We start from the raw sequence: 24,134 nt of genomic DNA on the forward strand, positions 1-24,134 counted from the left end.
CGAGAATAAAAGCTTTAAGTTGCTTTAAAGAGTGAAGTTTGTTAATCTTTACAAAAACATATTTGAGATTATATGATAACTACATATTTAAAGGAAAATAATTCTATAGTAAAAAATGAAGAATATATTATTAATGAATCCACATTATGGATTGATTTATTCAATATAACCGATGAAGAAAAAGTAATAGTAAAAAATACATTAAATATAGAAATACCGACTTTAAAGGACATATCGCAAATTGAGATTTCCGAGAGGTTATATGTTGAAAATGAGGCGTTATATCTAACTATTACGGAACTCGTTAATAAAGAGCAAGAATTTCCTGAAACACATTCTATAGTATTTATTTTGCATAAAGGTTGTCTTATAACAGTTCGTTACGTAGAATTAATACCCTTTAATGACTGTATAAATAAATTTGCTAAGCAGCTTAATAACAAACATAATGCAGAAAATATTTTATTTATGTTACTTCGTAATATGGTAACAAGATTATCGAATATTGTACAGTTGATTAGTATGGATATTGATGATTATGGATGTTTAATACTTGATAATAACATTAATGATTTGCGTATAGATCATACTAATGTATTAAAGAAAATAGGTCGAAAAGGTGATTTACTTTCTAAAAGCCGTGAGTGTTTATTTTCTTTAACTATGGCTATTCAATATATTTTAAAATCTCCACAAATAACTCAAAATAAAGCATCTAAGGATCTATTAGATACATTGCTTCGAGACGTAGACTCAATAATTAATTTTTCACAATTTATATCTAGCGAGATTGCAAGAACCCTAGACGCAGCACTTGGTATGATTGCAATTGAACAAAATAATATTATTAAAATTTTCTCGTTGGTTACTATATTTTTTCTCCCACCCACTTTAATAGCCAGTATTTACGGTATGAATTTTACCGTAATGCCTGAACTTAAATCGCCGTATGGTTATCCTATAGCCTTATTCTTAATGTTATTATCTACAATTATTACCTATAAATATTTTAAGAAACGAAAGTGGTTGTAAGTTTTTATTGAGAATAGTTCGATAGAATTTTACATAAAAATTAATCATCGTATTTTATAGTCAATTGATTTGGACTTGTCTATTACGTTGCTCGTCGCTCTCCTATTAGTTATAGGCTTCGTTCTTTGCTCCTTGTATGCAAATCCAATTGAATTGACTTATGACATTGACACTATCTTAATTATTATATTACCAAAAGTTAAAATTTCTTAAATTTCAATTTAATAATAATTAGGATTTAAATATGAGCGAATTAGATTTTGAAGTAGAAAAGAAGAGTTTTGTATTAAGTGTTATTGATGCTATTGAAGAGTATATAAAAGCAGAATTTTTATTTGACTATGAAAAGCAAAAAGAAAATTTCCAGTATATTTACAATAATTTAAAGTATCTTGAATTATCAATGCCTATTGAAAATGCTGAAATTATGAAAAAGTTTTTCAGATTAAAATCAGAATTTAGAAAATATATTAAAGATAAAGATAAGAATGTAGATAAGGAATTTTTGAAGCTATAGCTAGACCATAGTAAATAGGTACATACTATGCTAATATATATGTTATAAATGATAATAAATAAATTATGGCAAGCAGTTACAGTTACGATTTAAGAATGAAACTATTCAAAGCTCTAGATGATGGGCTCTCAATTGTTAAAGCATGTAAAATATTCAATATAGGTCGTAACACTATATATAGATGGAAAACTCTTAAATGGGAAACAGGAGATATAAAAGCAAAACCTTATGGTCCAGCAAAGGGTTATAATGCAAAAATAAATCTCAAAGAATTTGAAGAATTAATTATCAATAATCATGATAAAACAGCTAAAGAATTAAGTATTATACTAGGTAATAGATTACAAAGAACTAGAATAAATTACTATAGAAAACTACTAGGGTACACTTATAAAAAAAAGTCATCTTCATCCCAGAAGGGATATTGGTTTAAGGAATGAATTTATAGAAAAGATACAGCAAATTTCTAAAGAAACTCTAGTATTCATTGATGAGTCAGGAATAGAAGATAATGCTTGTAGAGAATATGGATGGAGTATAAAAGGTACTAGATGTTATGGAAACAAAGTGTATCAACATAAATCCAGGATCAGTATGATAGCGGGGCTTCGTAATAATCAAATTATAGCGCCAGTAATATTTGAAGGAAATTGTAATAAAGAAATATTTACAACCTATGTAGAGACTATATTAACTAAAGAATTACATCCTGGACAAACAGTAATTATGGATAATATCAACTTCCATAAGAATAATATAATAAGAGAATTAATCGAGTCGGTTGGGTGCAGAATTTTATTCTTACCTACATATAGCCCAGACTTAAATCCTATAGAACATTATTGGTTTAAGATTAAGAACGAAATAAGAAAAGTTACGGGGCAATTCAAAGATATCAGTATGGCTGTAGAACACGTACTAAAGTTTATTTAACTGTACCTATTTACTATGGTCTAGCTATATAATAGAAAATATAAATAATGGTCAATCAGTAATTCACAAAGGAATAACTTCTGAAATTCTTTTAAATAATACTATTGCACTCAGTTTAAATTTTATGGAAGAAAATACGGATAGTAATTCAGATATAACAATATTGGGAAATACTGATCCGGAGATTTAATAAACAATATTGCAAGTTCTTTCTAAACTCTATTTTTATTCGCAACTAGGGATAAGATTTTTTTAAATCTTATCCTTTTTTGCCGGTTACTTTATAGCCTTATTTTCAATGCTATTATCTATAATTATCAACTCTAAATTTTTATAAATACTATTACGTCTGAAGAAACTACTATAGATACAACACTTACTGTAGTAGAAGAAGTACCGGCATTAGGAGAGGGGATAGAGGGAGCATAAGCAATAAAATTAAATATTATTCCCGTGGAAGGCTTGCTTGCATGGATATCCAAGTCGTCATTGCGAGCGACTTGCAAGGACCATACGCATCAAGTTAAGAAAAGCAAGTAGGTTATACTGGTATTACGGTAGTAAATTATGAATTAAAAAGAAGCTAATATATGGTATAAATTTTTGCAAGATTAACAACTAAATTGTGAGAATTTATCCTATGGGGAAAATAGTAAACTTAGCAAAACTATGCCAAGAGTTTTTTGGAGAGACAGCCAATAATTTATCCATTACAACAGGATTTATTAAGAGACAACGAAAAATAACTGGTTCAGCTTTTCTAAAAGCTATAGTGTTTGGTAATATGAGCGATAGTAATTGTAGTCTTGATGGAATGCGTAACTTTTTAAGTGAAGAAACTATAGATATTTCTGCCCAAGGCTTAGACTTTAGGTTTACTGAGGTAGCAGTAAAATTTATGCAGTCAATGTATGAACAATGCTTGAAATTATTTAGAAATACTATGCCGCTTGATTGCAACATTTTGCAGCATGCAACATTTTGCAGCAATTTAATAGCGTTAAATTATTGGATAGTAGCCATATTATTCTACCTGCCAATATGGCGGATAAGGTATAAGGGCTGATCAAGGATATAGAGAACATTTATCAAACATATCTACTAAGGACTTATTAATATCTGATTTAGGTTATTTTGTCCCAGCTTCATTTATTCAAATTATCGAACTTGGTGCATATTTTATTAGTCGTTATAAAGCAGATACTAATATATATGACCCTATCACTGAGGAAAAAATTGATTTATTAAACCTATTAGATAATAAATTCTTTTTATCAAAAGATGTACTTTTAGGTAAACAAGCAAAAGTTAAGCTACGGATTATATGTCATAAATTGACTGATGAACAGGCTATTGGTAGAAGAAGGAAGGCTAATTTATTAGCTAAGTCTCATAAATATAAATCTTCTTCAAGAAACCAGAGATTACTAGATTGGTCAATATTTATCACTAATATATCAGAGGATATGGTTAATGCTGAGCATATAATGATAATTTATCGAGCAAGATGGCAAATTGAATTATTATTTAAATTATATAAAAGTCATGCAAAAATTGAAAATCTTAAAGGGAGAAGTAAACCTGCAAGAGTTTTGTGTGAATTATATGGTAAATTATGTAGTGTGCTTATTTTTCATGGATTATCGAATTGTGTAGAATTAGCAAATGATAGAGAAATTAGTTTAACCAAAGCATTTATTGAACTACAGAAAAGGTCAAGAAAATTATTCCTGTCTATTACTGGACGTCTTAATGATTTAAAGCAGTTCCTTAAGAAATTAATTATAGATTGGGGGAGATTTTCTTTGAAAGATAAATATCGTAAAACCAGATTATCTTCCTTAAATACACTAAAATTATTAACAATTATGGCTTAACTTGATGCGTATGCTTGCAAGGAGCGTGGCAATCTATAAAAAATAATAAAAAATCTGTAAATCAGAATTTTTTACTAAATTACTTCGTCAAAACTTACAGTTTTTCCTCGCAATGACGGAAAAACCGAACCACGTGGGCAATGTTAAGCCATTCAATAAAATCTAAATATTGCTTAGAATTATTTTACTTAATTCATAATTCAAGTGTGAGAAGTTTATCTCTTCAAATCCTTTTCTTGGAATAATAATCATTGCGAATTTTATAGCCTTGAAGCTAGAATCACTAACAATAATTCTAATTAGATGTCGGATACGCCTTTTAATTTTATTGCGAACCACAGCTTTTTTATTTAGCTTCTTGCTAACTTTGATCCCTAAAAAGACGTTATATTTTGGTTCAAGGAAAATTTTAGGAAGTTTTTTTGCTATTACCAAAATAAAATATCTTTCATGGAACTTCTTTCCAAACTTATTTATAAGTTCAAATTCTTTTTGATTTTTTAAAGAGGTAATAGACAATTTGATAAGTCAGATTATTTTAAGCAGATAATTTATGTCTACCTTTAGCACGGCGTCTTCTTAAGATTGTTCTTCCGGATGGAGTAGCCATTCTAGTTCTAAAACCATGTCTTCTTTTTCTAACTAAATTGCTAGGTTGAAATGTACGTTTCATAATATTTATACCGAACGAAAATAAAAATTAATTATTATAAACATGTCATCCCGCGACTTGATTGCGGGATCTCAGGACACAAGCTGTGATACAAGATCCCGTGAGGGGCCACGGGATGACAATTAAACTAAATATGTGATTTTGCTTGCTCTACGATACTTGCGAATCCATCACTGTTATTGACGGCAAGTTCTGCAAGTACTTTACGATCTATATCGATTTCTGCTTTTTTAAGAGCTCCCATAAACTGAGAGTAAACAAGCCCATGTTCTCTTACTGCTGCATTTATTCTTTGAATCCATAAGCCTCTAAAATCACGCTTACGATTTCTACGATCTCTATAAGCATATTGGAGGGCTTTTTCTACCTTTTCAATAGCTACTCTAAAACAGCTATTAGCTCTACCTCTATAGCTTTTGGCTAATTTGAGGATTTTTTTATGTCGATTTTTGGAAATTTTTCCTGATTTTGCACGTGTCATTGCTTTAGCTCCTAATTAATTAATTTATACCGTACGGTAAAAAATATTTTTTAATATTATATCCGTCTTGAGGACAAAGTATTGTAGTTCCTCTAAGGTTACGAATTTGAGTTTTAGTACGACGACGCATAAAATGTTTTTTACCTGCTTGAGATGCAATAACCTTGCCGTTAGCAGTAAGTTTAAAACGTTTTTTTACGGCAGATTTTGTTTTTAATTTAGGCATATTTATTCCTTATAATTGGTATTTACTAGATTTAAACTGTAATTAGGCATACCAAAGAGATAGAAACCTAGATAATAGTTTTTTTTATTAGTTATTGCAAGATTTTTTTATAAAAATGTACTATAATGTTTTTGATCAATCGATAATAATTTAAAAATGTTCGGACAAAATCCTAAAAGAAGCATATTAAATGGTGACGGTACTAAGTTAGAGGTGCAGTCTATTTTTAAGACTATACAAGGTGAGGGTATTTTTGTAGGTTGCCCTGCGATCTTTATTAGGCTTGGGGGGTGTAATCTTGCTTGTAATTTTTGTGATACGGAGTTTGAAGATTTTGATTTAGTAGATATAGATAAGATTTTAAATAAAGTAGAAATTTTGGCATTAAATTCTAAAAATGAAAAATCAATTAATTTAGTAGTAATAACCGGCGGTGAGCCGATGCGTCAACCTATAGAGTTATTATGTCATAAATTACTAGACCTAGATTTTAAAGTCCAGATAGAGACTAACGGTACGTTATATCGCTCTTTGCCAAAAGGAGTGTCTATAATTTGTTCACCGAAAGCCGGTAAAACCGGTTATAGTAAAATAAGGGAAAATTTATTGCCTAAAATTAGTGCAGTGAAATTTATCGTTGCTAAAAATATTTTAGAATATAGTCTCATACCGGAAGTAGGGCAAACATCTTATAATATACCGGTTTTTATTCAACCTATGGATCAAAACGACCAAAGACTTAATGACGAAAATAATGAGTTAGCAGTAAAATTAGCACTAGAAAGCGGTGCTAGGTTGTCTCTACAAACTCATAAATTTTTAAATATCCCGTAGATCTAGGTCGCCGTATGATACCTTTTCATCACCTAATAATATTACTATTCCAACGTTACCATTGTCAGAATTAGAAGGGTAAAGCTCTTTAAAAATTTTAATTATATTTTCACCGGCTCCATCACTTTCAGAACGATATAATTTCCCTAACTGCCTTTGTTGTTCTACAGAAGGGAAAGGTAAGATAATTTTGTCAGCATCTATGTTACCTTTTGATGTTGATGTTATTATAGATTCGATTGAGCTTTTGGTACAGAATTGTTGGAGTTGTGCTAATGTAATTACCTGCTTTTCATTGTCTAAATCTTTAACATTTGCTTGGTAGCACATACGTAATATACCAACTAAATCTAAGTGAATTTTACATTCCGGTTCTTTAATTTTTAACAAGAGTATTGATGCATAAGAATCATCATCTTCACTCTCGCTCCCAATATAGTCAGTGTCAGAAGAGTGCATCATAGATTCAAGGAGAAAACTCTTGTTATATTCCTGTTTTGGGGCAGTAGACTTAATTTCTTCTCCACAGTTTGAGGGATTTGCAATACGCTTAGGTTGTATCTGTTTCATAATTTCCTTACAAAATAATTTTGGTTAGAACTAAATTTCTTTTTTATCCAATAAATTAAAGAATTTTAACTAAGGGATATATTACTCCTATATTCTAGTCAAGAATTAATTTACTTGAATTTTTAATTGTACTTAAGTATGATAATGAAGGTTTATTATAAGTTAATATGGAGTAATAATGAGTGAAATATTAGAACTTGAAGCGAAATCCCGCGTGGAATTCGGTACGGGAGCAGCAAGAGCATTAAGAAGAGAAGGGCGTGTTCCGGCTATTATTTACGGAGCGGGTAAAACACCTGTTAGTATTTCTTTAGAAGAAAAGGAAATAACTAAATATTATAGAAAGCCGGCTTTTATCTCTCAGTTAATTAATTTAACAATTGATAAGAAAAAATATAAAGTATTACCGAAAGCCGTGGAGTTACATCCTGTTACGGATATAGTACGCCATGTGGATTTTGTCTTTTTAGAAGAGAAAACCCAAAAAATGGAAGTACCTGTAGTATATGAAGGGAAAGAAAGAGCTTTAGGCGTTAAAAGAGGCGGATACTTTAATATAGTAAAAAGAAGAGTTACTTTATTATGTGATGTTAATAATATCCCAAGAAACGTAACTATAGACGTTACTAATATGCCTATTGCTACTTCGCTAAAATCTTTAAAAATAGAATTACCGAAAGGATGTAGTTTTGTTACAAAAAAAGAATTTGTTCTTGCAACTATTATAGGACGTAGAGGAGCAAAAACTGAAGCTGAAGGGGAACAACAAGCCGCTGAAGCAGGGAAGTAAGATAATTCTCACGATAAGGACTTGCTTAGATACTTAAATCGTTATTGCAAGGAGTCGTAGGCGTTGTTGTTTAGCTCGTTTTATGTCATTCCTAGCTAGAAGCGGGAATCCAGTAATCTCTTTCCGTGGCTTGACCACGGTATGACAGCAGAAGTACTAGATTCCTGCTTTCGCAGGAATGACATTATTCTCTACTTCTTCTATTATTTATTAGGTAAATTATTATGATTCTTGTTATTGGTCTTGGTAATCCAGGAAAAGAGTATCAATATACGAGGCATAATATCGGTTTTATTGCTATAGAGAAAATAGCAGAGCAATATAATTTATCATTTAGTACAAAGAAAAAATTTAATTGCGAGATTGCTGAAACTATTAGTGATGGACAAAAGATAATTTTTATCAAGCCTACTACTTACATGAATTTATCCGGTAAATCAGTGATATCAGTGAAAACATATTATAATATCCACCCCGCAAAAATCTTTGTTATTCATGATGATATTGATTTAGAAACAGGTAGAATAAAATTTAAAACCGGTGGCGGTAACGGTGGGCATAATGGTTTAAAATCAATTGACGGTGTTATAGGTAATAATTATAACCGCATTAGAATTGGAGTCGGTAGACCGCAAAGTAATCAAGATGTAACAGATTACGTACTTAATAATTTCTCTAAACCGGAGTATGAAACAGCGTTGCAAGCTATAGATAGAATAGCTAATAATTTTGATTTAATATTGAGAATAAGTTAGAAGAATTTAAGAATAAAATAGCTATATTAAGACTCTTATGTCATTCCCGCGAAAGCGGGAATCCAGAAAAAAACTTTAATATTGATACAAAAATTACATATTTGATAAAATAAGTATATAAAAAACTAAGTTTTTTATATGTTTTACTGGATTCCCGCTTTCGCGGGAATGACATAAAAAGCATTTAGCCATGTAGTAATTCAAGCTTTCTGCGGGACGACATAGAATTTATGAAGCAAGATTTTGAAATTGTTTATGCTGATGAAATGGATAGAACTCATAGAACTATAATTATTGAGGCTTTGAACAAAGATGCTAGAGAAAAAAAGGGGTTAGTAGGAGATACTGAATCTTTTTCATTTTCCTGTTTAGATCAGGATAAAAATTTTGTTGCAGGAATTAGCGGTATAAGTTCTTGGGGAGGGTTTTATATTGATTCACTTTTTGTTAATGAAAATATAAGAAACCAAAATTACGGTACTTTACTAATGCAAAAGGCTGAGGATTTAGCACGTGAACGAGGCTGTAATTTTATTCATCTTGTTACTATGGACTTCCAAGCAAAACCTTTTTATGAGAAACTTGGTTACAAGCTTGAATTTACTAGAGACGGCTATGAAAAAGATTCAGTTATGTACTATTTAAGGAAAAATTTATGACACTAAAACTTGGAATTGTTGGGTTGCCGAATGTCGGTAAGTCGACGTTATTTAATGCCTTAACGGCAAGTCAGGCTGCGGATGCCGCTAATTATCCGTTTTGTACTATTGAGCCTAATAGCAGCAAAGTTTTAGTGCCGGATGAGCGTTTGCATAAACTAGCAAGCTTAGCCGGAAGCGGAAAAATTATTCCGTCTTATATTGAGTTTGTCGATATTGCAGGGCTTGTTAAAGGAGCAAGCAAAGGGGAGGGGCTAGGTAATAAGTTCTTATCTCACATCAGGGAAGTCGATGCAATACTGCATGTACTGCGTTGCTTTGAAGATGAAGATATAACGTACGTACATAACAAAGTCGACCCAATTCATGACCTTGAGGTTATTGAAACGGAGTTGATACTTGCTGATATAGAATCGGTTGAAAAGCGTTTAGCAACAAGTGAAAAACGCTTAAAGTCAGGCGATAAAACAATGGCGGAGCAGATAGAATTGTTAAAAGAGGTTTATAAGGTACTAGGTGAGGATAAACCTGCAAGAGTGTTAAATGAAACTTTAGGAGCTGATAATTTAAAACAATTGCAGTTAATTACTTCTAAGCCCGTTTTATATATATGTAATGTACTTGAAAAAGATGCTGCAGTTGGTAATGAATTTACAAAATTAGTAGCGGAAAGAGCAAAAAAAGAAAATGCTAAAAGCGTCGTAATTTCTTCAAAAATAGAAGCTGAGATTGCTTTACTTGAAAGCATGGAAGAAAAAGAAGAGTTTTTAAAATTTATAGGTTTAGATGAAACAGGGCTTAGTAAAGTCATTAAGGAAGGATATAATCTATTAAATCTTAAAAGTTTTTTTACTATAGGTCCTAAAGAAGCTCATAGTTGGACTTTTAAAGACGGCACGCTTGCATCGGCCGCTGCTGGTATTATTCATACCGACTTTGAAAAAGGTTTTATTAGAGTGGAAGTTATCGGCTATGAAGATTATATAGATCTTAGTAGTGAAGCAAAAGCTAAGGAAGTAGGCAAAATGCGTTTAGAGGGTAAAGAATATAAAATGCAGGACGGGGATATAGTACATTTTAGATTTAACGTGTAAATACTCGTTGTCTTTAAAGAATTAGACTTTATTTTATCATGGATTCGCGTACTCATACTTAAGTGTACACTCCGTTCGCTCACCATTCAAAATAAAGTCTAATTCTTTAAAGACGACGAGTATCAATATTATAGGTGATATTGTGAAAGAAGTTTTAAGCAAGGAAAATATTAAACTTCATCGAATGTTTTGTTTAATAGATGATGATCAGTGTATTTGGAGCGATAAGGAAATTGAAGATATCGTATAAGGCTTAGAAAATAATATTATGTTCGTTGTATTTCAGTTTTTGATCATTGGCTTTCTGATAAAGAATGTGATGAACTAATGATATGGTATCAAAGAAAATTTAATTCTAAGGAAAATAAAGAAAAATATTATCAATATGAACAGTTGTTTGTAAAATTTTATTTATATTTATTCAATAACACAAAAGTTTATGCACGTTTTGATAGATTGTTTATATCATTTGATTCACAAGAAGAGTATTTATCGCACGTTTTATTAAGCATAAGAGAGCTTCTTAAAAATTATTTTACCTGAATATCATGCTATTATAGATGGTGGTCATGATTTGACTGATCTATTAAAAGTAAAAAAAGACTATCCTCAAGGGTTAGAAGCAATAAGTAAAATAGTAAGAGAAAATGGTTTGTATATTTTAAATTAAAAAACATATTAGTATTAAAAATTAGACCATATCTAAAGTTGCTCAAATATTAGTTGAAAATTTATTTAAACTAATTTATCCTCAATTTTTTAAATTAGGTGTTTTATGTTTACAAAGTTTTCACTCGTATTAGTTATATTGTTTCTTGGTATAGTTTCCTATGCTAATCCTAAACCTATAGGGCTTGAATTAAATAAAGCAACCTTAGAAGAGGTGAAAGAAAAATATAAAATATAGGCAATTATTGGAATGGCACTAACTATTATATAGATACTAAAAGTATTGATTTTAAAAATGTTTCAGAAGCTTTAATAATATGTAACAATAATAATATAGTGCAAGCTGTAATTTTAGTAATGAGCAAAAATAATTTTAATGAATTATTTGGTATGTTATCAGAAAAATATACATTAAAAGAAAAAAATATACCTTTTGTCGGTGATAAAAAAGCGATTTTTGTTGATGATGATGCACTATTACTTTAGATTCTCCACATCTTAATTTTGATATGGAGTTAATGTATATAACTAATGAGTTTTACAATAAATATTTAGATAAACTACAGCAAAAAGAGCAGCTTGAGAAAGAAAAAAAGAAAAATCTATTGTAAATAATATTGAAAACTTTTCATAAGTGTTTATTTTTTCTTAAATTAATATAGCGTATTAGAGTATTATAAAACTTATGAAAATTATTTCGAAGATTCCGGCATGGATGCTTCTATGCTTATTTATTTTATCACCGACTACGGAAACAATTTTATACTTCAGGATTACCGAGTTTAACTAAATATTTCGGTATTGACGGCGGTATCACTCAAATTACGTCTACATTATATTTTCTAGGGTTTGCTCTTGGTATATTATCGCTTGGCAGATTATCGGATATTTACGGCAGAAGACCTATAGCTTTATTAGGGCTTTTTATTTATGTTGTATCTTCAATTATTAGCATTTTTGCAGTTAATATAGAAATGCTGATGATAGCTCGTTTTGTACAAGCTTTCGGTGTAAGTGTAGGTTCTGTTATTGGGCAGGCTATGGCTAGAGACTCCTATCAAGGTTCGGAATTATCATATGTCTATGCTAGCTATCTCCGTGGCTATTATTTATCCCTTTTCTAGGTTCATCTATAGGGGGCTATATTATAGAATATTTAAGCTGGCATTATGTTTTTGTATTTTTTAGCCTTACCGGTACTATATTATTAGCTTTATATTATAAAGTTTTACCTGAAACAAATTCTTATATAGATTTTTCCCAAAGCAGTAAATATTTTGAGGTTTTGCAGGTAATTATTAAAGATAAAATTCTTTGGTTATATGCTTTTATCATTGGTGCATTTAACTGCATATATTATGTTTTTTTCATAGAAGCTCCTTTTATTTTTATTGATAAAATGAAAGTTTCGCCATCTTTTTACGGTAAATTAGCGTTTTTGTTATCTTTTGCCGCTATCTTTGGAGGGTTTTAATAAAAAACGCCATGTACACGATAAAAAAGTTATGGGTTTAGGATTTATTTTTAGTCTGTGCGGTTGTATATTATTTGCGGTAAATGCTTTTATATTAGAAGTTGTTTCAGCGAGTCATAGTCTTGCAATCGCTATGATATTTGCACCGATGATGATTCATATGGTTGGGCATAATCTACTTATCCCTATGACGCTTCGTTATGCACTGGAGGATTATGCTAAAGTAACAGGTACAGCAGGATCTATATTCGGTGCAATATACTACGTAGTTATCGCTGCTGTAACTTATTTGGTTTCTAAAATACACGGCGAAACGATAAGCAATTTTGCTTTATTATGCTTCATTTTAAGTATTAGCTCTGCTATTTTGTCTGTATTTGGATTTTATATAAGAAAAAGCCAAGTATTCCTAACTAAAGACAGGTGTCGTCATTGCGAGCAGATGTGGGTGTTGTTGCATGGATAGGTTTTTTCGTCATTGCGAGGAAAAATTGAAAATTTTGACGAAGCAATCTCGTGCCAAAGTCCTGAGGTTGCCACGCTCCTTTCAGTCGCTCGCAATGACGATTTGGTATCCATGCAACAAAGCCGTTTTTAGCTAGGAATGAGACATTAAGAATTTTTATTCCTTTTTTATTAGGGAGGCAAAAGAATATTATGCTACAATCTCATTATAACCCGGTACATTATCTGTATGCTCTTCACCCTCAAGAGTAATAATATCCTCTTTTAAGGCTTCCATACTGCAGCTACTAAATACATCAAGGTTATTCGGCTCGCTTTGCCATTTTGAACTAGCTTGTTCAAAACTGACAATACACTCTTTAATTTCTTCTAATGTATAATTTTCTGCTTTCTGTAAAAAGTTATCTATATCGGTTTTTAACGTTGGATTCTGCTTACTAAATGCATTTAAAAATTTCTTAATGCCGTTTAATAATTCGTCTTTTTCATACTCTGGATCTTCTTCAAAACCTTCATCATCATAGTCTAGAGCTTGAGCTATCGTTTTATTAATTGCCTCGTTATTGTTTTCTATATTCTCGTCTTCTTCAAAATTTTCATCTATCAACTCTACGGTTTGATTAGCTGCTTGTTCTTTATTTAAATTATCTATTAAAGTATCACATAATCTTTGTATTTGTTCGCTATTCTCTGCTACATATTTACGTCCTATTTCTTCTAATTTTGCTATATTCTCAGGACTTGCATTATCTAAGCTTTCAGTCTCTTTAGTAATAGGCAATCCTATTTCAAAAAATTCATCTTTTCCCGGCAGATCATTTTTAGCTTCTGCAGTGGAAGATGCTTCTTTATTTGTCATAAGCCTGTTTATCAACTTTCCTTTCACAAGCCAACCTATTACTCCGTCAAAGCCGATTTTAGGTATGGAATTCGTAGGTTCGAGGTCATTACTGAAATTAATGGCACATACCATAGTATGATCTAATATCTCTTTCTGCTCTTCACGTGTGAGGGTTTCCTCTTTGCGTATATGATTTTGCTCTTTATGGAGATAACCTTTTTTAAGCAATTTTAAAACTTCATTTTCCGGTCTGTTAGTATCGAGACCTCCATCTGCATATGCGTATGTAGGACCTATAACAGGCTTAAAATAAGTAGGAGCAGCAGTTGTGGCAAGTAATACGTCTTTTAATTTTACATGAGGACCATAGCCGTGAAAGCTGTCAAAAATTTTTAATCCCGTACCATTAGTAGTCAAATCATTTACCGAAATAATAAGACGGGAAGTAGGGCTATCCATCCTATTATCACTTATATATTTTTCTAATAATTCTTTTAAAGGTTTCTGACTATGTTTATGAGTAAATATTTGTTTAACCGAACCTAAGAAAGTATCGGGGAATATACCACTTGCACTTGATTTAAATATCTCAAATGCTTCTTTAGCACTATATTTTGCTTCTTTTGAACCCGGTTCTTTTGGAATTGTTAATAAGGCAGCTGCAAGAGCACCGGCACTAGCTCCTGCCATAATAGGGAATAGCTCGGAAATAGATTTCCCTGTTCGTTCCTCAAGTTCTATAAGAAAAGGAAACATTGCAGCGATTTTAACCCCGCCGCCGGAAAGCGTAAGTGTTCTGTGGATTTTTATATTATCAATTTTTTCTGTCATCACAATACCGTAAATATTTAGTATTGTGCAGCAATGTATAATAAAAGTTAATAATTGTCAATAAATATTTGTATAAACTTAACAAATTTATTAATTTAACCTATAAAATAAAATTGTAACTATTAGTAAAGAAGACTTGATTAATGATTAATATTTAGTATATAGCTAATATTATAACTATAATGGTATGAGATATGCTTAAATCTAGTGATTATGACATCGACCCTAAGTTATTAGCTAAAGAAGTAAATATAATGATGAGTAAGGTTGGAGAGAAACTTAATAATATTGCTAATGATGAAGGCAAAATTATTTATGCAAAGAAAAAGTTACTTAAATATCTTGAGACTAATAATTTTACTAAAGTCTTAGCATTTAAAAATTGTTATGAAGGCAATACCGGTGAAACTTTGAATGTTATAAATATTACAAATGATTTATTATATAGAGATGAGTTTAGTTCGCTTACTGATACTGAAGATACTCTAGAGATTTTAACTCCGCTCCTTGGAATATTTTTTCCTGAATAATTTAACACTAATTATACTATAAATAATGACACTAAAATACGAAAACTTTGATAGCTCTTCTGAGGAAGAGGCAAAAGAAAATTATACTTCGCCTCAACATCTTGATTTTTTACTAAGAAATATACTAAATATTAATTATATTGTCCTATAGATTTGTTAAATTCATTAGACCAAAATTTAACTGCTTTAGTTCTTAAAGCAGGAGAACATAATTTAAAGCTTACAAAAACTAAATTGCTTGAAAAAAAGGATTTTTCTCAAGATTTAAAGGATTTAATTGAAATAATCTACTTGGAATTTACTGAAAGCTTAAAAAATATTGAAAGGTTTTTAGCTCAAAAACAAGCATCTCTCAAGAAAGAAATAAAAAAATATTACCTGAAATTCTACAAATTTTATGCGGTAAAATAAAAGAGTGGTATGACATTGATGCACCTGAATATACCAAAGATGTATTACAAGATATTACAGCAAAATTTAACCAAACTATTTCCCCTGTATCATTTAAAACTAAATTAAAGCTTTCATTAAAGAGAAAAAACCTAGAGAATGAGGGTAATTATGACTATGACAGCAATAAAATATTAAAAACTCATGATGAAGAACTAGATAAAACTATAGAAGAAGCATTAAAGTTAATAGGAGTGGGAGAAAGCTTTGATGATTCTATATCCTATTAAAAACTGTACTAATATTATAGTCTTTTTGAGGTCCTAGAACTTGGTAGCTAAGAGTAAATGAATCAGGATTTAAAAATATATAGGTACATTATATTGATCTTTACCACATAGATGACTACCTGTAGCTCTTGAATTATCTATAAAATCTAAACGATAAAATAAGCTATTTTCAGGAGCAATAAAATATTTTGTAATATTACTATTCTTAAAAATATATCTATATTCTTTATTAGCGTGGATTTGATAATCGTAGTCGTTATAGTGAATTTGCAATTCCTCTTTATAGATTAATTCATTTAAACTTTCAGATAGGAAATATGCTACCCCCTCGCCGTAACCATGATTATCTATAATTCTGTTAATCCGGTATTTTCCGGATAATCTTGAAAAATTTTCTTTTACTGAATCATTTTTTGAGGGCATTTGGTATATACCTATGTCATTCCTGCGACGTTTTGGCTTTGTTGCATTGCTGTTTATGTCATTCCCGCGAAAGCGGGAATCCAGTAATTTAAAGGTTATACACAATAAGTTTTTAAAATTAAAAGCTCGCTTTACCCTGGATTCCCGCTTTCGCGGGAATGACATCGAGTCGGTTTTTCGGGCCATGCAACAAAGCCAGCTTGACCACGGTATGACATTTAGTTCTGCAATATTTTCATCAGCAAATTAATCTCTTCACTTAGTTCTATATCGTTTTTCAGCAATTCTTCTACTTTCTTAATAGCATGCATAACCGTTGTGTGGTCTTTTTTACCGAATTTTTTACCGATATCTGCAAGGCTTTTCGGCGTTAATGCTTTACTAAGATACATAGCTATTTGACGCGGTCTTGCAACTTCTCGTAATCTTCGAGAAGAAGACATATCGGATAATTTAATATTATAACGACTAGCTACTTTTTTCTGAATATCTTCAACAGTAATTATTCTTTCATTAGAACGTAATAAATCTCTTAAAATATTTTGTGTATTTTCGAGTGTAATTTCTTTTAAAGTAAAATTAGAATGAGCTATCACTTTATTTAAAGCTCCTTCAAGTTCTCTAACGTTTGAAACGATTTTAGATGCTAAAAAATCAATTACGTCTTTCGGTATTTTAACGTTCATCTGCTCAATCTTAGATTCTAGAATACCGAGTCGTAGCTCATAAGTAGTACTATGAACGTCGGCAACTAAGCCCCATCCAAGACGAGATTTTATCCGATCTTCAATATTATCTAAATCTGAAGGCGACCTATCACAAGAAATAACCATTTGACGGTTATTATCAATCAATGTATTAAAAGTATGGAAAAATTCTTCCTGCGTACTATCTTTACCGCAAATAAATTGAATGTCATCAATCATTAATACATCAACCGAGCGGAATTTCTCTTTAAACGAGATTACTTCTTTATTACGCAGAGCTTTAACAAACTGATACATAAACTTCTCTGCCGACATGTATATAACTTTGCGGCTTGGGTTATTCTGCTTGATATACCAACCGATTGCATGCATTAAATGAGTTTTACCAAGCCCTACGCCGCCATATAGAAAAAGCGGATTAGACTCAGAAACCGCACCTGATGATTCCGCAACTGCTCTTGCTGCTGCATAAGCTAGCTCATTTGGGGCTCCAACCACAAAATTATCGAAAGTAAAACGTACGTCAAGGGTTGAAAAGATATTTTCCGAATTAAGTTCACTGCTGCCGATATCGGCAAAAGTCTTAGTAGGTAATTCTATAACTGTTTGGGTTGTTCCAGGTAACTCTTTAGTAATTATTTCAATCGACTTAATGGTATTATTATAATGTTGAAATAGTTGCAATATGACCATAGAGTACTTGGATTTTATCCAATCTCTAACAAAGTTAGTAGGGGCACAAAGAATAACGGTATTTAATGAAGATTCTATAAAATTGACTTTACTAAACCAGCTATTATATAGAGTTTCACCGTAATGATTGTAAAGATCTTGAGCCACGTGACTCCAGACATTTACATAATTATCACCTTGATCCGTTAAAATTATTTGATTAGTACTCACTTAAAACTGCCACGGTAAGTTATTTTGTTTCCAACCTTTGTCTTGATTATTTCCTTCAAAGCCGTCACTAATATTATAACAATTTTTATAACCTATATTAGTTATAAAATTTGCTGCGATAAATGACCTATATCCTGAACGGCACAGAAAAAATATTAACAAACTTCTTGCATAACTTGCTTCTAAGGGTAATTTGTATGTCAATCCGGTACTCGCATCCTCACGTACTAAAGTGTACGCTGCGGTGTTGTGTTCCGTGTTTCCTTCAAATTCCTCCTTATTAGTTATGCAAGAAGTTTGTTGCACCTATTTTATCTTTAATTATAGATAAAAAATTATCTTCAAAATCTTTATTCAATTGCCAACTTAGAAAGATCACCTTATTTTTATTATCTAAATGAGGTATCCCCACTTGTTGCCACTCTTCTCTAGTTCTAACATCTACAAGAAAAGCATTATCATTTGAAATTAGTATATCATAAGCTTTTGTAGAACAGATATTTTGAACCGACATATTTACGCTTTCTTGCTGTTATTGATAATAAAAGTTAATAGAATTTTATCCATGTAGAATGGATTTATTAGAGTGCTTAATTATTAAAGCATTTTAAAATGATCTTGGTATCTGATAATTTTAATAATATTATTATAAAAAAATTTTGCAAGATGTTATAGATGAATAAATTAAATAAAAACTCTTTACAAAAGAAACTTTTTTACCGTAGTAAAAATCGCGGTTGCAGAGAAATGGATTATATACTCGGTAGCTTTGCCGAAAAGTACCTATCCTTAATGGATGAAAAAAAACTTGGAAGCTATTCTTTAATACTTGATCAAAATGATAATGATCTTTATAATTGGATTAATAATAAATCTTCTGCTCCTTCTTATCTAGATGCCGAAATAATTGATAAATTACGCAAAATAGCAAAAATATAAACTCCTGTAGAATGTTACAACAAAAATTTCCGGCGGCTGCCAAATCTTTCTTTGCAATCGATAATTTTACTAAGAATCTTAAGCAAAATTTTATCTTGAGTGCAAGTAATGAAGAGGAGGCGTTGCAATTATACAAGCAAGCTTTATTTTTTTCTTCTAATGAAAATATTTATTACTTTCCAAGCTATGATACCATCCCTTATGACCATACGTCACCAAATGCAAATATCTTATCTAGACGTGCAGAAACATTAACCAAGCTAACAACAAATAATAGTAACGGCAAATTACTCATCACTCATGCAGCGAACTTATTAAACAAATTACCTCCGAAAGATTTTTTTTCTAAATATTTTTTGAAATTATCCCCTAAAGTAAAATTTACTACGGATGAGCTTGCTATGTTTCTAGTAGAAAATAGCTTTACAAGAAATGCGAGTAGCATCGATGTCGGGGAATTTGCGGTTAGAGGCGAAATAATTGATATAATATTGCCAGGTCCTAAAGCTTATAGAATTAATTTTAGCTGGGATTATATTGAATCAATAAAAGAATTTGATATTGATACGCAAATTTCGACTAAATCTTGTACGGAACTCGTTATTAGTCCTGCAAATGAGATAGTTTTAAACTCTGAAACAATCGGTAATTTTAAGAATAATTACTTACGAAGTTTTGGAGTTAATCATACCGATAATCCTTTATATGAGGCGGTGATATCGGGAAGAAAATTCTCGGGATATGAACAATTACTTCCGTTATTTTATAATTCCTGCTCTAACTTAATAGATTATTTAAACGATCCTATTTTCATATTCGATAATTTGTCAAAACAAGCCATTTTAGAATTTGAACATAGTTATAACGATTTTTATTCGGCAAGGTCAGAGGCAAATAAACTTAAATTTAATAGTTTCTATCCCACCCTTTCACCGACTAGCTTATATTTTACCGCTTCTGAAATAACGGAATTACTGGAACAAAAAAATAATAGACATCTTTCCAAACCAGCTTATAGAGAGGAATTTAAAGGAGACACGGAACACAGCACCGCAGCGTACAAAAGCGTACGTGAGGATGCGAGTACCGATTCGACGTCTAAATTACCTCTAGAAGCGAAGTTTAGAAAGATGTCTATTATTTTAATTAGTTATGAAAATTCCGAGCAGGCTAGCTTAATTGAAAATATTAGTTCTGCAAGTTTTATAGAAAAGAAAACGGTTTCCGATAAATTATTTGAGATTATTAAAGCTCATTCTTCTAAAAAAACCGTAATAGGTGCAGCTTCTTTAAGCGGTCTTGAGAGAGTTAAAAGTATCACCCAAAATTATGAATATAAATATAATGAGATAAATAAATTAGATGAGGCTAAGGCTTCAGTAATAAATGTCGGGATAATTCCTTTAAATCAAAGCTTTTATACGAAAGAATATTTATTTATTACCGCTAGCGAATTATTAGAAGAAAAACCTAGTTCTATAAACACTAACAAAAAGCTTAAAAATATCTTGCTGGAGCTTAATAATTTAGCTGAAGGTGAGTTTGTAGTACACAAAGATCATGGAATAGGGCAGTTTTTAAGGCTGGAAGCTTTAGAAATCAAAGGTAAACTGCATGATTTTTTAAAGATTCTATATGCCGGTAATGATAAATTATATATACCCGTTGAAAATATAGAGGTAATAAAAAAATACGGCAATGATAATGCGGAGCTTGATAAGCTTGGCAGCGTCTCATGGCAAAGAAGTAAGGCGAAACTTAAAAACCGTATAAAAAAGATAGCACTGCATTTAATACAAATAGCAGCTAAAAGGAAACTTAATAGCAGTGCTCCCGTTGAATTTGACCTTGAAGAATATGATAAATTTTGTGCTAATTTTCCTTTCAGCGAAACGGAAGACCAGTTAACCGCTATAAACGATATTAAAGAAGATCTAAGAAACGGTATGTTAATGGATAGGTTAATATGCGGTGATGTCGGGTTTGGTAAAACAGAGGTAGCAATGCGTGTCGTCTTTATGGTAGCAAAATCTCTAAATGAACATTTACCTCAAGTAGCCGTAGTTGTACCGACAACTATTTTATGTAGTCAACATTTTTCAAGGTTCATAGAAAGGTTTAAGGGTTTTGGTTTAAATATCAAGCAATTATCTAGCGTTGTTAGTTCTAAAGAAGCAAAGATTATAAGATCGGAACTTGAAAGCGGTAAAATAAATATAATAATAGGCACTCATTCTTTATTACATAAAAATATAAAATTCTTTAATTTGAAATTGTTAATAATCGATGAAGAACAACATTTCGGTGTTGGTCAAAAAGAATTTCTTAAATCGCTAAAATCCTCTTCCCATGTACTTGCAATGTCGGCAACACCGATTCCTCGAACGCTGCAAATGTCAATGACCGGTTTAAAAGAACTTAGCATTATTGCAACGCCGCCTCTAAACAGGCTGGAAGTTCGTACATCGGTTATGCCGTTTGATCCCGTTATTATCAGAGATGCATTATTACGCGAACATTTTAGAGGTGGAAGAAGCTTTTATGTAGTTCCAAGAATTAAAGATATAGAGGATATCGAAAAACAATTAAAACAAATCGTGCCGGAATTAAGCTATAAAATAGCTCACGGAAAAATGACTCCGAGTAAAATTGATGAGGTTATGAGCGAGTTTTATGCCGGCAAATTCGATATACTAGTCTCAACTACTATTATAGAATCAGGAATTGATATAGCCGAGGCAAATACCATGATCATACATAAGGCCGATATGTTGGGTCTTAGTCAGCTATATCAATTGCGTGGTCGAATAGGTCGAGGTAAAATGCAGGGCTATGCCTATCTAACGGTAGCAAGTCATAAAAAGATGACATCGCACTCCTTAAGACGCTTAGAGATAATACAAAATAGTTGTGCTTTAGGCTCAGGTTTTACTATTGCAAGCCATGATATAGATTTACGGGGCTTCGGTAATTTGATAGGTGAAGAACAATCAGGACAAATTAAAGAAGTAGGTACAGAACTCTATCAAGAAATGTTGGAAGAACAAATAGCTATTTTTAAAGATGAACCGGTTGTTTCAGAACAACCCTTTATCCCGACTATTAATTTGGGATTATCCGTCTTTATTCCGGATAATTATGTATCCGATTCGGCTCTTAAACTTGGGCTATATAGAAGAATAGGTAATTTAAGCAATGAGATAGAAGTAGAGAAATTTAAAGATGAGATGATTGATAGATTCGGCTCACTACCGATTGAATTTAATAATTTACTTGATATTGTAAAAATAAAGCTATTATGCTTTAAGTTAAATATTGAGAATTTAGATTCAGGAGATAACGGGTTTGTGATTAAATTTTATAAAAATGCCGATATGACTGATAAAATTTTAAAATTTGTTAGTGCTTACTCTAATCAGGCAAAAATCAAGCCGGACAATAAATTAGTATTTATCAGGAAATTAGTAGATAAAAATATAATTGTTGAGGCAAATCAACTACTTTGGAATTTAATAGAAATTTAAGTGTCATTGCGAAGAGAGGCAAAGCCTACTGTGTCATACCGTGGCTTGACCACGGGATGACACCTAATGTGCTTTTACTGGATTCCCGCCGTTGCTGGGATGACATTAAATATAATAAACATGCTCCCTAACCTAAAGCAATTATTTCAACAACATAATGTAAAAGGTTTGTCGATTAATTCTAAAACCGTTAAGGATAAAGACGTCTTTTTTGCGATTAAAGGACAAAATGTCGATGGAAATGATTTTATTAAGGATGCTTTAGATCAGGCGGCAGCATTAGTAATTACGGACAATAAAAAAAATATTGTTATAGATAAAGTAATTTACGTAGAAGGTGTGCAAGTAGCTTTATATGAAGCCATAGAAATATTCTATCCTAAAAAACCAAAGAATATAACAGCCGTAACCGGTACTAACGGTAAAAGCTCGGTAGTATCCTATATAGCTCAAACATATTCATTACTTGGGAAAAAAGCAGCATCTATAGGTACGATAGGGGGAGAAATATTTGGCTGCGATAATCTTATAAATGATGTACCGGAATTAACAACTTTAGACTACTTAAGCTTTAGAAAAATTGCTCATAATTTAGCTGAAAACGGTATAGAATATTTAGCTTTTGAAGCTTCTAGCCATGGTCTTGATCAAGCAAGGCTTGGGGAAATAAAAGTAAATATCGCATGTTTTACTAGCTTTAGTCAGGATCATCTAGATTATCACCATACAAAAGAAAATTATTTATTAGCCAAACTGAAATTATTTACTAGACATCTTTCCAAATTCGCTTCTAGAGAGGAATTTAAAGGAGACACGGAACGCAGAACCGCAGCGTATACAAGCGATTGCGCAGATTCGAGTACCGGATCGACGTATAAATTACCTCTAGAAGCGAAGTTTGGAAAGATGTCTACTGATCATTTATTACATGGCGGTCTTGCAATATTAAATTCTGATATAGAAGAAATAGAGTTTGTTAAAGATTATCTACATAATCATAATATTAAATTTATAACCGTTGGGAAAAAAGGTGATTTAGAAATAACTAGAATTAACGGTTCTTTAAAAGGACAAAATATTAATTTTACATTTAATAATAGAGAATATAATTTTAATACCCCGATAATTGGTAGTTTTCAGGCTAGTAATTTATTAATTGCTGCTCTTAGTGTTCATTATACCGGATTTGATTTTAATAAAATCATCGAAATTCTAACGCAAGTTAAACCGGTAAAAGGCAGAATGGAGCGAATAGGCAACACTAATATTTTCGTTGATTATTCCCATACTCCGGATGCTCTTGAAAAAGCTTTAACGGAGCTGAAAAATATTAAATTACGTGATAGTAAGCTAAGTGTAGTTTTTGGCTGCGGCGGTAATCGTGATAAGACAAAAAGAAGTATTATGGGGCAAATAGCCGCAAAACTTGCCGATACCATCATAATTACAGATGATAATCCACGCAATGAAAACCCAAAGCTTATTAGAACTGAAATCATAAGCGGTATAGATAAAGCAGATTATACAGAAATAGCAAATAGAGAAGAGGCTATTAAATACGGTATAAATAATTTAAAACAAGATGATATCTTATTAATTGCTGGCAAAGGTCATGAAAATTACCAAATTATAGGCGATAAGAAATTACCTTTTGATGATGCTGAGGTTGTAAGGAAGTGTATAAAAGCCTGTCATCCCGTAGCTTGA

24 protein-coding genes and 7 pseudogenes are annotated in these 24,134 nt (G+C 31.4%); 20 read left to right on the forward strand and 11 right to left on the reverse strand.

Annotated elements, in window-relative coordinates; translation table 11 throughout:
- Window positions 1–72 precede the first annotated feature (72 nt).
- Window positions 73–1,032: a magnesium transporter CorA family protein gene (locus REIP_RS05195; RefSeq protein WP_045803988.1), complete on the forward strand. Its 960-nt coding sequence runs from the start codon at window positions 73–75 to the stop codon at window positions 1,030–1,032.
- 53 nt (window positions 1,033–1,085) lie between these two features.
- On the opposite strand, the pseudogene REIP_RS09655 reads toward REIP_RS05195, so the two are convergent.
- Window positions 1,086–1,187 (reverse strand): annotated as a pseudogene (locus tag REIP_RS09655) (palindromic element RPE2 domain-containing protein); the annotation flags it as partial.
- Between the two features lie 89 nt (window positions 1,188–1,276).
- Here REIP_RS09655 and REIP_RS05200 point away from each other — a divergent pair.
- From REIP_RS05200 to REIP_RS05215, 3 genes and pseudogenes are all read left to right on the forward strand, one after another.
- Window positions 1,277–1,549, forward strand: coding sequence for a hypothetical protein (locus REIP_RS05200; RefSeq protein WP_045803989.1), 273 nt, complete (start codon window positions 1,277–1,279; stop codon window positions 1,547–1,549).
- Window positions 1,550–1,614: 65 nt separating this feature from the next.
- Window positions 1,615–2,482, forward strand: a protein-coding gene (locus REIP_RS09660) for an IS630 family transposase (RefSeq protein WP_156147374.1) whose coding sequence is annotated in 2 segments (ribosomal slippage) — window positions 1,615–1,941 and window positions 1,943–2,482 — 867 coding nt in all. Because the reading frame shifts where the segments join, the coding sequence is not laid out codon by codon here.
- Window positions 2,483–3,122: 640 nt separating this feature from the next.
- Window positions 3,123–4,359 (forward strand): annotated as a pseudogene (locus REIP_RS05215) (IS4 family transposase).
- Window positions 4,360–4,521: 162 nt separating this feature from the next.
- Here REIP_RS05215 and rnpA read toward each other — a convergent pair.
- The 4 genes from rnpA to rpmI all read right to left on the reverse strand — a co-directional run bounded on the left by rnpA (window position 4,522) and on the right by rpmI (window position 5,739).
- Window positions 4,522–4,878, reverse strand: a complete 357-nt coding sequence (rnpA, locus tag REIP_RS05220) for a ribonuclease P protein component (RefSeq protein ID WP_045803990.1) — start codon at window positions 4,876–4,878, stop codon at window positions 4,522–4,524.
- Between the two features lie 19 nt (window positions 4,879–4,897).
- Window positions 4,898–5,032, reverse strand: a complete 135-nt coding sequence (rpmH, locus tag REIP_RS09665) for a 50S ribosomal protein L34 (RefSeq protein WP_010421915.1) — start codon at window positions 5,030–5,032, stop codon at window positions 4,898–4,900.
- A 127-nt stretch (window positions 5,033–5,159) separates the two neighbouring features.
- Window positions 5,160–5,513 (reverse strand): 50S ribosomal protein L20, encoded by a 354-nt coding sequence (gene rplT / locus REIP_RS05225; RefSeq protein ID WP_045803991.1) that lies wholly within the window; start codon window positions 5,511–5,513, stop codon window positions 5,160–5,162.
- A 19-nt stretch (window positions 5,514–5,532) separates the two neighbouring features.
- Complete coding sequence (gene rpmI / locus REIP_RS05230; protein ID WP_045803992.1) at window positions 5,533–5,739, reverse strand: 50S ribosomal protein L35; 207 nt, start codon at window positions 5,737–5,739, stop codon at window positions 5,533–5,535.
- 156 nt (window positions 5,740–5,895) lie between these two features.
- On the opposite strand from rpmI, the gene REIP_RS05235 reads away from it, so the two are divergent.
- On the forward strand, window positions 5,896–6,573 hold the full coding sequence (locus REIP_RS05235; protein ID WP_023508020.1) for a 7-carboxy-7-deazaguanine synthase QueE: 678 nt from the start codon (window positions 5,896–5,898) through the stop codon (window positions 6,571–6,573).
- On the opposite strand, the gene REIP_RS12570 is transcribed toward REIP_RS05235, so the two are convergent.
- Window positions 6,559–7,143 (reverse strand): hypothetical protein, encoded by a 585-nt coding sequence (locus REIP_RS12570; protein WP_231569249.1) that lies wholly within the window; start codon window positions 7,141–7,143, stop codon window positions 6,559–6,561. The two genes, REIP_RS05235 and REIP_RS12570, sit on opposite strands and share 15 nt — an antisense overlap.
- A gap of 178 nt (window positions 7,144–7,321) precedes the next feature.
- Here REIP_RS12570 and REIP_RS05250 point away from each other — a divergent pair, with 178 nt between their 5' ends.
- From REIP_RS05250 to REIP_RS05285, 8 genes and pseudogenes are all read left to right on the forward strand, one after another.
- A complete protein-coding gene (locus REIP_RS05250; RefSeq protein WP_023508022.1) occupies window positions 7,322–7,933 on the forward strand; it encodes a 50S ribosomal protein L25/general stress protein Ctc in 612 nt (203 codons plus the stop codon).
- 224 nt (window positions 7,934–8,157) lie between these two features.
- Window positions 8,158–8,708: pseudogene (pth, locus tag REIP_RS05255) on the forward strand (aminoacyl-tRNA hydrolase); the annotation flags it as partial.
- A 246-nt stretch (window positions 8,709–8,954) separates the two neighbouring features.
- The gene (locus REIP_RS09670) at window positions 8,955–9,347 is read left to right on the forward strand and encodes a GNAT family N-acetyltransferase (RefSeq protein ID WP_231569340.1); all 393 of its coding nucleotides are present in this window, start codon (window positions 8,955–8,957) and stop codon (window positions 9,345–9,347) included.
- Window positions 9,344–10,441, forward strand: a complete 1,098-nt coding sequence (ychF, locus tag REIP_RS05270) for a redox-regulated ATPase YchF (protein WP_045803993.1) — start codon at window positions 9,344–9,346, stop codon at window positions 10,439–10,441. The genes REIP_RS09670 and ychF overlap by 4 nt, the downstream gene beginning before the upstream one ends.
- A gap of 327 nt (window positions 10,442–10,768) precedes the next feature.
- On the forward strand, window positions 10,769–10,984 hold the full coding sequence (locus REIP_RS05275) for a hypothetical protein (protein ID WP_045803994.1): 216 nt from the start codon (window positions 10,769–10,771) through the stop codon (window positions 10,982–10,984).
- A gap of 232 nt (window positions 10,985–11,216) precedes the next feature.
- Window positions 11,217–11,348 (forward strand): hypothetical protein, encoded by a 132-nt coding sequence (locus REIP_RS13220; protein WP_023508029.1) that lies wholly within the window; start codon window positions 11,217–11,219, stop codon window positions 11,346–11,348.
- A 98-nt stretch (window positions 11,349–11,446) separates the two neighbouring features.
- Window positions 11,447–11,596, forward strand: coding sequence for a hypothetical protein (locus tag REIP_RS12575; protein WP_023508030.1), 150 nt, complete (start codon window positions 11,447–11,449; stop codon window positions 11,594–11,596).
- A gap of 199 nt (window positions 11,597–11,795) precedes the next feature.
- Window positions 11,796–13,001, forward strand: a pseudogene (locus REIP_RS05285) (Bcr/CflA family efflux MFS transporter).
- 238 nt (window positions 13,002–13,239) lie between these two features.
- Here REIP_RS05285 and REIP_RS05290 read toward each other — a convergent pair.
- Window positions 13,240–14,721 (reverse strand): patatin-like phospholipase family protein, encoded by a 1,482-nt coding sequence (locus REIP_RS05290; RefSeq protein WP_197069206.1) that lies wholly within the window; start codon window positions 14,719–14,721, stop codon window positions 13,240–13,242.
- A 194-nt stretch (window positions 14,722–14,915) separates the two neighbouring features.
- On the opposite strand from REIP_RS05290, the gene REIP_RS05295 reads away from it, so the two are divergent.
- Both REIP_RS05295 and REIP_RS05300 read left to right on the forward strand, forming a co-directional pair.
- Window positions 14,916–15,251 (forward strand): hypothetical protein, encoded by a 336-nt coding sequence (locus REIP_RS05295; RefSeq protein WP_032138849.1) that lies wholly within the window; start codon window positions 14,916–14,918, stop codon window positions 15,249–15,251.
- 153 nt (window positions 15,252–15,404) lie between these two features.
- The gene (locus tag REIP_RS05300) at window positions 15,405–15,662 is read left to right on the forward strand and encodes a hypothetical protein (RefSeq protein WP_231569250.1); all 258 of its coding nucleotides are present in this window, start codon (window positions 15,405–15,407) and stop codon (window positions 15,660–15,662) included.
- Window positions 15,663–15,917: 255 nt separating this feature from the next.
- Here the strand turns inward: REIP_RS05300 and REIP_RS11065 are convergent.
- Window positions 15,918–16,354 (reverse strand): annotated as a pseudogene (locus REIP_RS11065) (DUF6314 family protein).
- 13 nt (window positions 16,355–16,367) lie between these two features.
- Between REIP_RS11065 and REIP_RS12580 the strand changes: the two are divergent.
- Entirely contained in the window at window positions 16,368–16,604 is a 237-nt protein-coding gene (locus REIP_RS12580) for a hypothetical protein (RefSeq protein ID WP_231569252.1), read from the forward strand.
- Here the strand turns inward: REIP_RS12580 and dnaA are convergent.
- The 3 genes and pseudogenes from dnaA to REIP_RS05320 form a co-directional block, all read right to left on the reverse strand.
- Window positions 16,573–17,964: a chromosomal replication initiator protein DnaA gene (gene dnaA / locus REIP_RS05310; RefSeq protein ID WP_045803996.1), complete on the reverse strand. Its 1,392-nt coding sequence runs from the start codon at window positions 17,962–17,964 to the stop codon at window positions 16,573–16,575. The genes REIP_RS12580 and dnaA overlap by 32 nt on opposite strands.
- Entirely contained in the window at window positions 17,965–18,270 is a 306-nt protein-coding gene (locus REIP_RS13460) for a palindromic element RPE1 domain-containing protein (RefSeq protein ID WP_045803997.1), read from the reverse strand. It lies immediately after the preceding gene.
- Window positions 18,266–18,478, reverse strand: a pseudogene (locus REIP_RS05320) (rhodanese-like domain-containing protein); the annotation flags it as partial. The gene REIP_RS13460 and the pseudogene REIP_RS05320, both read right to left, overlap by 5 nt.
- 161 nt (window positions 18,479–18,639) lie before the next feature.
- Here REIP_RS05320 and REIP_RS05325 point away from each other — a divergent pair.
- The 4 genes and pseudogenes from REIP_RS05325 (at window position 18,640) to REIP_RS05335 (ending at window position 24,134) form a co-directional block, all read left to right on the forward strand.
- Window positions 18,640–18,903, forward strand: a complete 264-nt coding sequence (locus tag REIP_RS05325) for a succinate dehydrogenase assembly factor 2 (protein WP_008580148.1) — start codon at window positions 18,640–18,642, stop codon at window positions 18,901–18,903.
- An 11-nt stretch (window positions 18,904–18,914) separates the two neighbouring features.
- Window positions 18,915–22,415, forward strand: a pseudogene (gene mfd, locus REIP_RS05330) (transcription-repair coupling factor); the annotation flags it as partial.
- Complete coding sequence (locus tag REIP_RS11070; RefSeq protein WP_156147433.1) at window positions 22,406–22,558, forward strand: hypothetical protein; 153 nt, start codon at window positions 22,406–22,408, stop codon at window positions 22,556–22,558. The pseudogene mfd and the gene REIP_RS11070, both read left to right, overlap by 10 nt.
- On the forward strand, window positions 22,548–24,134 hold the full coding sequence (locus tag REIP_RS05335; protein ID WP_045804000.1) for a UDP-N-acetylmuramoyl-L-alanyl-D-glutamate--2,6-diaminopimelate ligase: 1,587 nt from the start codon (window positions 22,548–22,550) through the stop codon (window positions 24,132–24,134). Before REIP_RS11070 ends, REIP_RS05335 begins: the two co-directional genes overlap by 11 nt.

The sequence above is a fragment of the Rickettsia endosymbiont of Ixodes pacificus genome, from assembly GCF_000965155.1.
In the GTDB taxonomy this organism is placed as follows: domain Bacteria; phylum Pseudomonadota; class Alphaproteobacteria; order Rickettsiales; family Rickettsiaceae; genus Rickettsia; species Rickettsia tamurae.

Excerpts from the sequence above, each read along its gene's own strand:
- REIP_RS05195 (WP_045803988.1), top strand. The coding sequence starts at position 73 with ATGATAACTACATATTTAAAGGAAAATAATTCTATAGTAAAAAATGAA.
- REIP_RS05200 (WP_045803989.1), top strand. The coding sequence starts at position 1,277 with ATGAGCGAATTAGATTTTGAAGTAGAAAAGAAGAGTTTTGTATTAAGT.
- rpmH (WP_010421915.1), bottom strand. The coding sequence starts at position 5,032 with ATGAAACGTACATTTCAACCTAGCAATTTAGTTAGAAAAAGAAGACAT.
- rplT (WP_045803991.1), bottom strand. The coding sequence starts at position 5,513 with ATGACACGTGCAAAATCAGGAAAAATTTCCAAAAATCGACATAAAAAA.
- rpmI (WP_045803992.1), bottom strand. The coding sequence starts at position 5,739 with ATGCCTAAATTAAAAACAAAATCTGCCGTAAAAAAACGTTTTAAACTT.
- REIP_RS05235 (WP_023508020.1), top strand. The coding sequence starts at position 5,896 with ATGTTCGGACAAAATCCTAAAAGAAGCATATTAAATGGTGACGGTACT.
- REIP_RS12570 (WP_231569249.1), bottom strand. The coding sequence starts at position 7,143 with ATGAAACAGATACAACCTAAGCGTATTGCAAATCCCTCAAACTGTGGA.
- REIP_RS05250 (WP_023508022.1), top strand. The coding sequence starts at position 7,322 with ATGAGTGAAATATTAGAACTTGAAGCGAAATCCCGCGTGGAATTCGGT.
- REIP_RS09670 (WP_231569340.1), top strand. The coding sequence starts at position 8,955 with ATGGATAGAACTCATAGAACTATAATTATTGAGGCTTTGAACAAAGAT.
- ychF (WP_045803993.1), top strand. The coding sequence starts at position 9,344 with ATGACACTAAAACTTGGAATTGTTGGGTTGCCGAATGTCGGTAAGTCG.
- REIP_RS05275 (WP_045803994.1), top strand. The coding sequence starts at position 10,769 with ATGATATGGTATCAAAGAAAATTTAATTCTAAGGAAAATAAAGAAAAA.
- REIP_RS13220 (WP_023508029.1), top strand. The coding sequence starts at position 11,217 with ATGTTTACAAAGTTTTCACTCGTATTAGTTATATTGTTTCTTGGTATA.
- REIP_RS05290 (WP_197069206.1), bottom strand. The coding sequence starts at position 14,721 with ATGACAGAAAAAATTGATAATATAAAAATCCACAGAACACTTACGCTT.
- REIP_RS05295 (WP_032138849.1), top strand. The coding sequence starts at position 14,916 with ATGCTTAAATCTAGTGATTATGACATCGACCCTAAGTTATTAGCTAAA.
- REIP_RS12580 (WP_231569252.1), top strand. The coding sequence starts at position 16,368 with ATGTCATTCCTGCGACGTTTTGGCTTTGTTGCATTGCTGTTTATGTCA.
- REIP_RS05325 (WP_008580148.1), top strand. The coding sequence starts at position 18,640 with ATGAATAAATTAAATAAAAACTCTTTACAAAAGAAACTTTTTTACCGT.
- REIP_RS05335 (WP_045804000.1), top strand. The coding sequence starts at position 22,548 with ATGCTCCCTAACCTAAAGCAATTATTTCAACAACATAATGTAAAAGGT.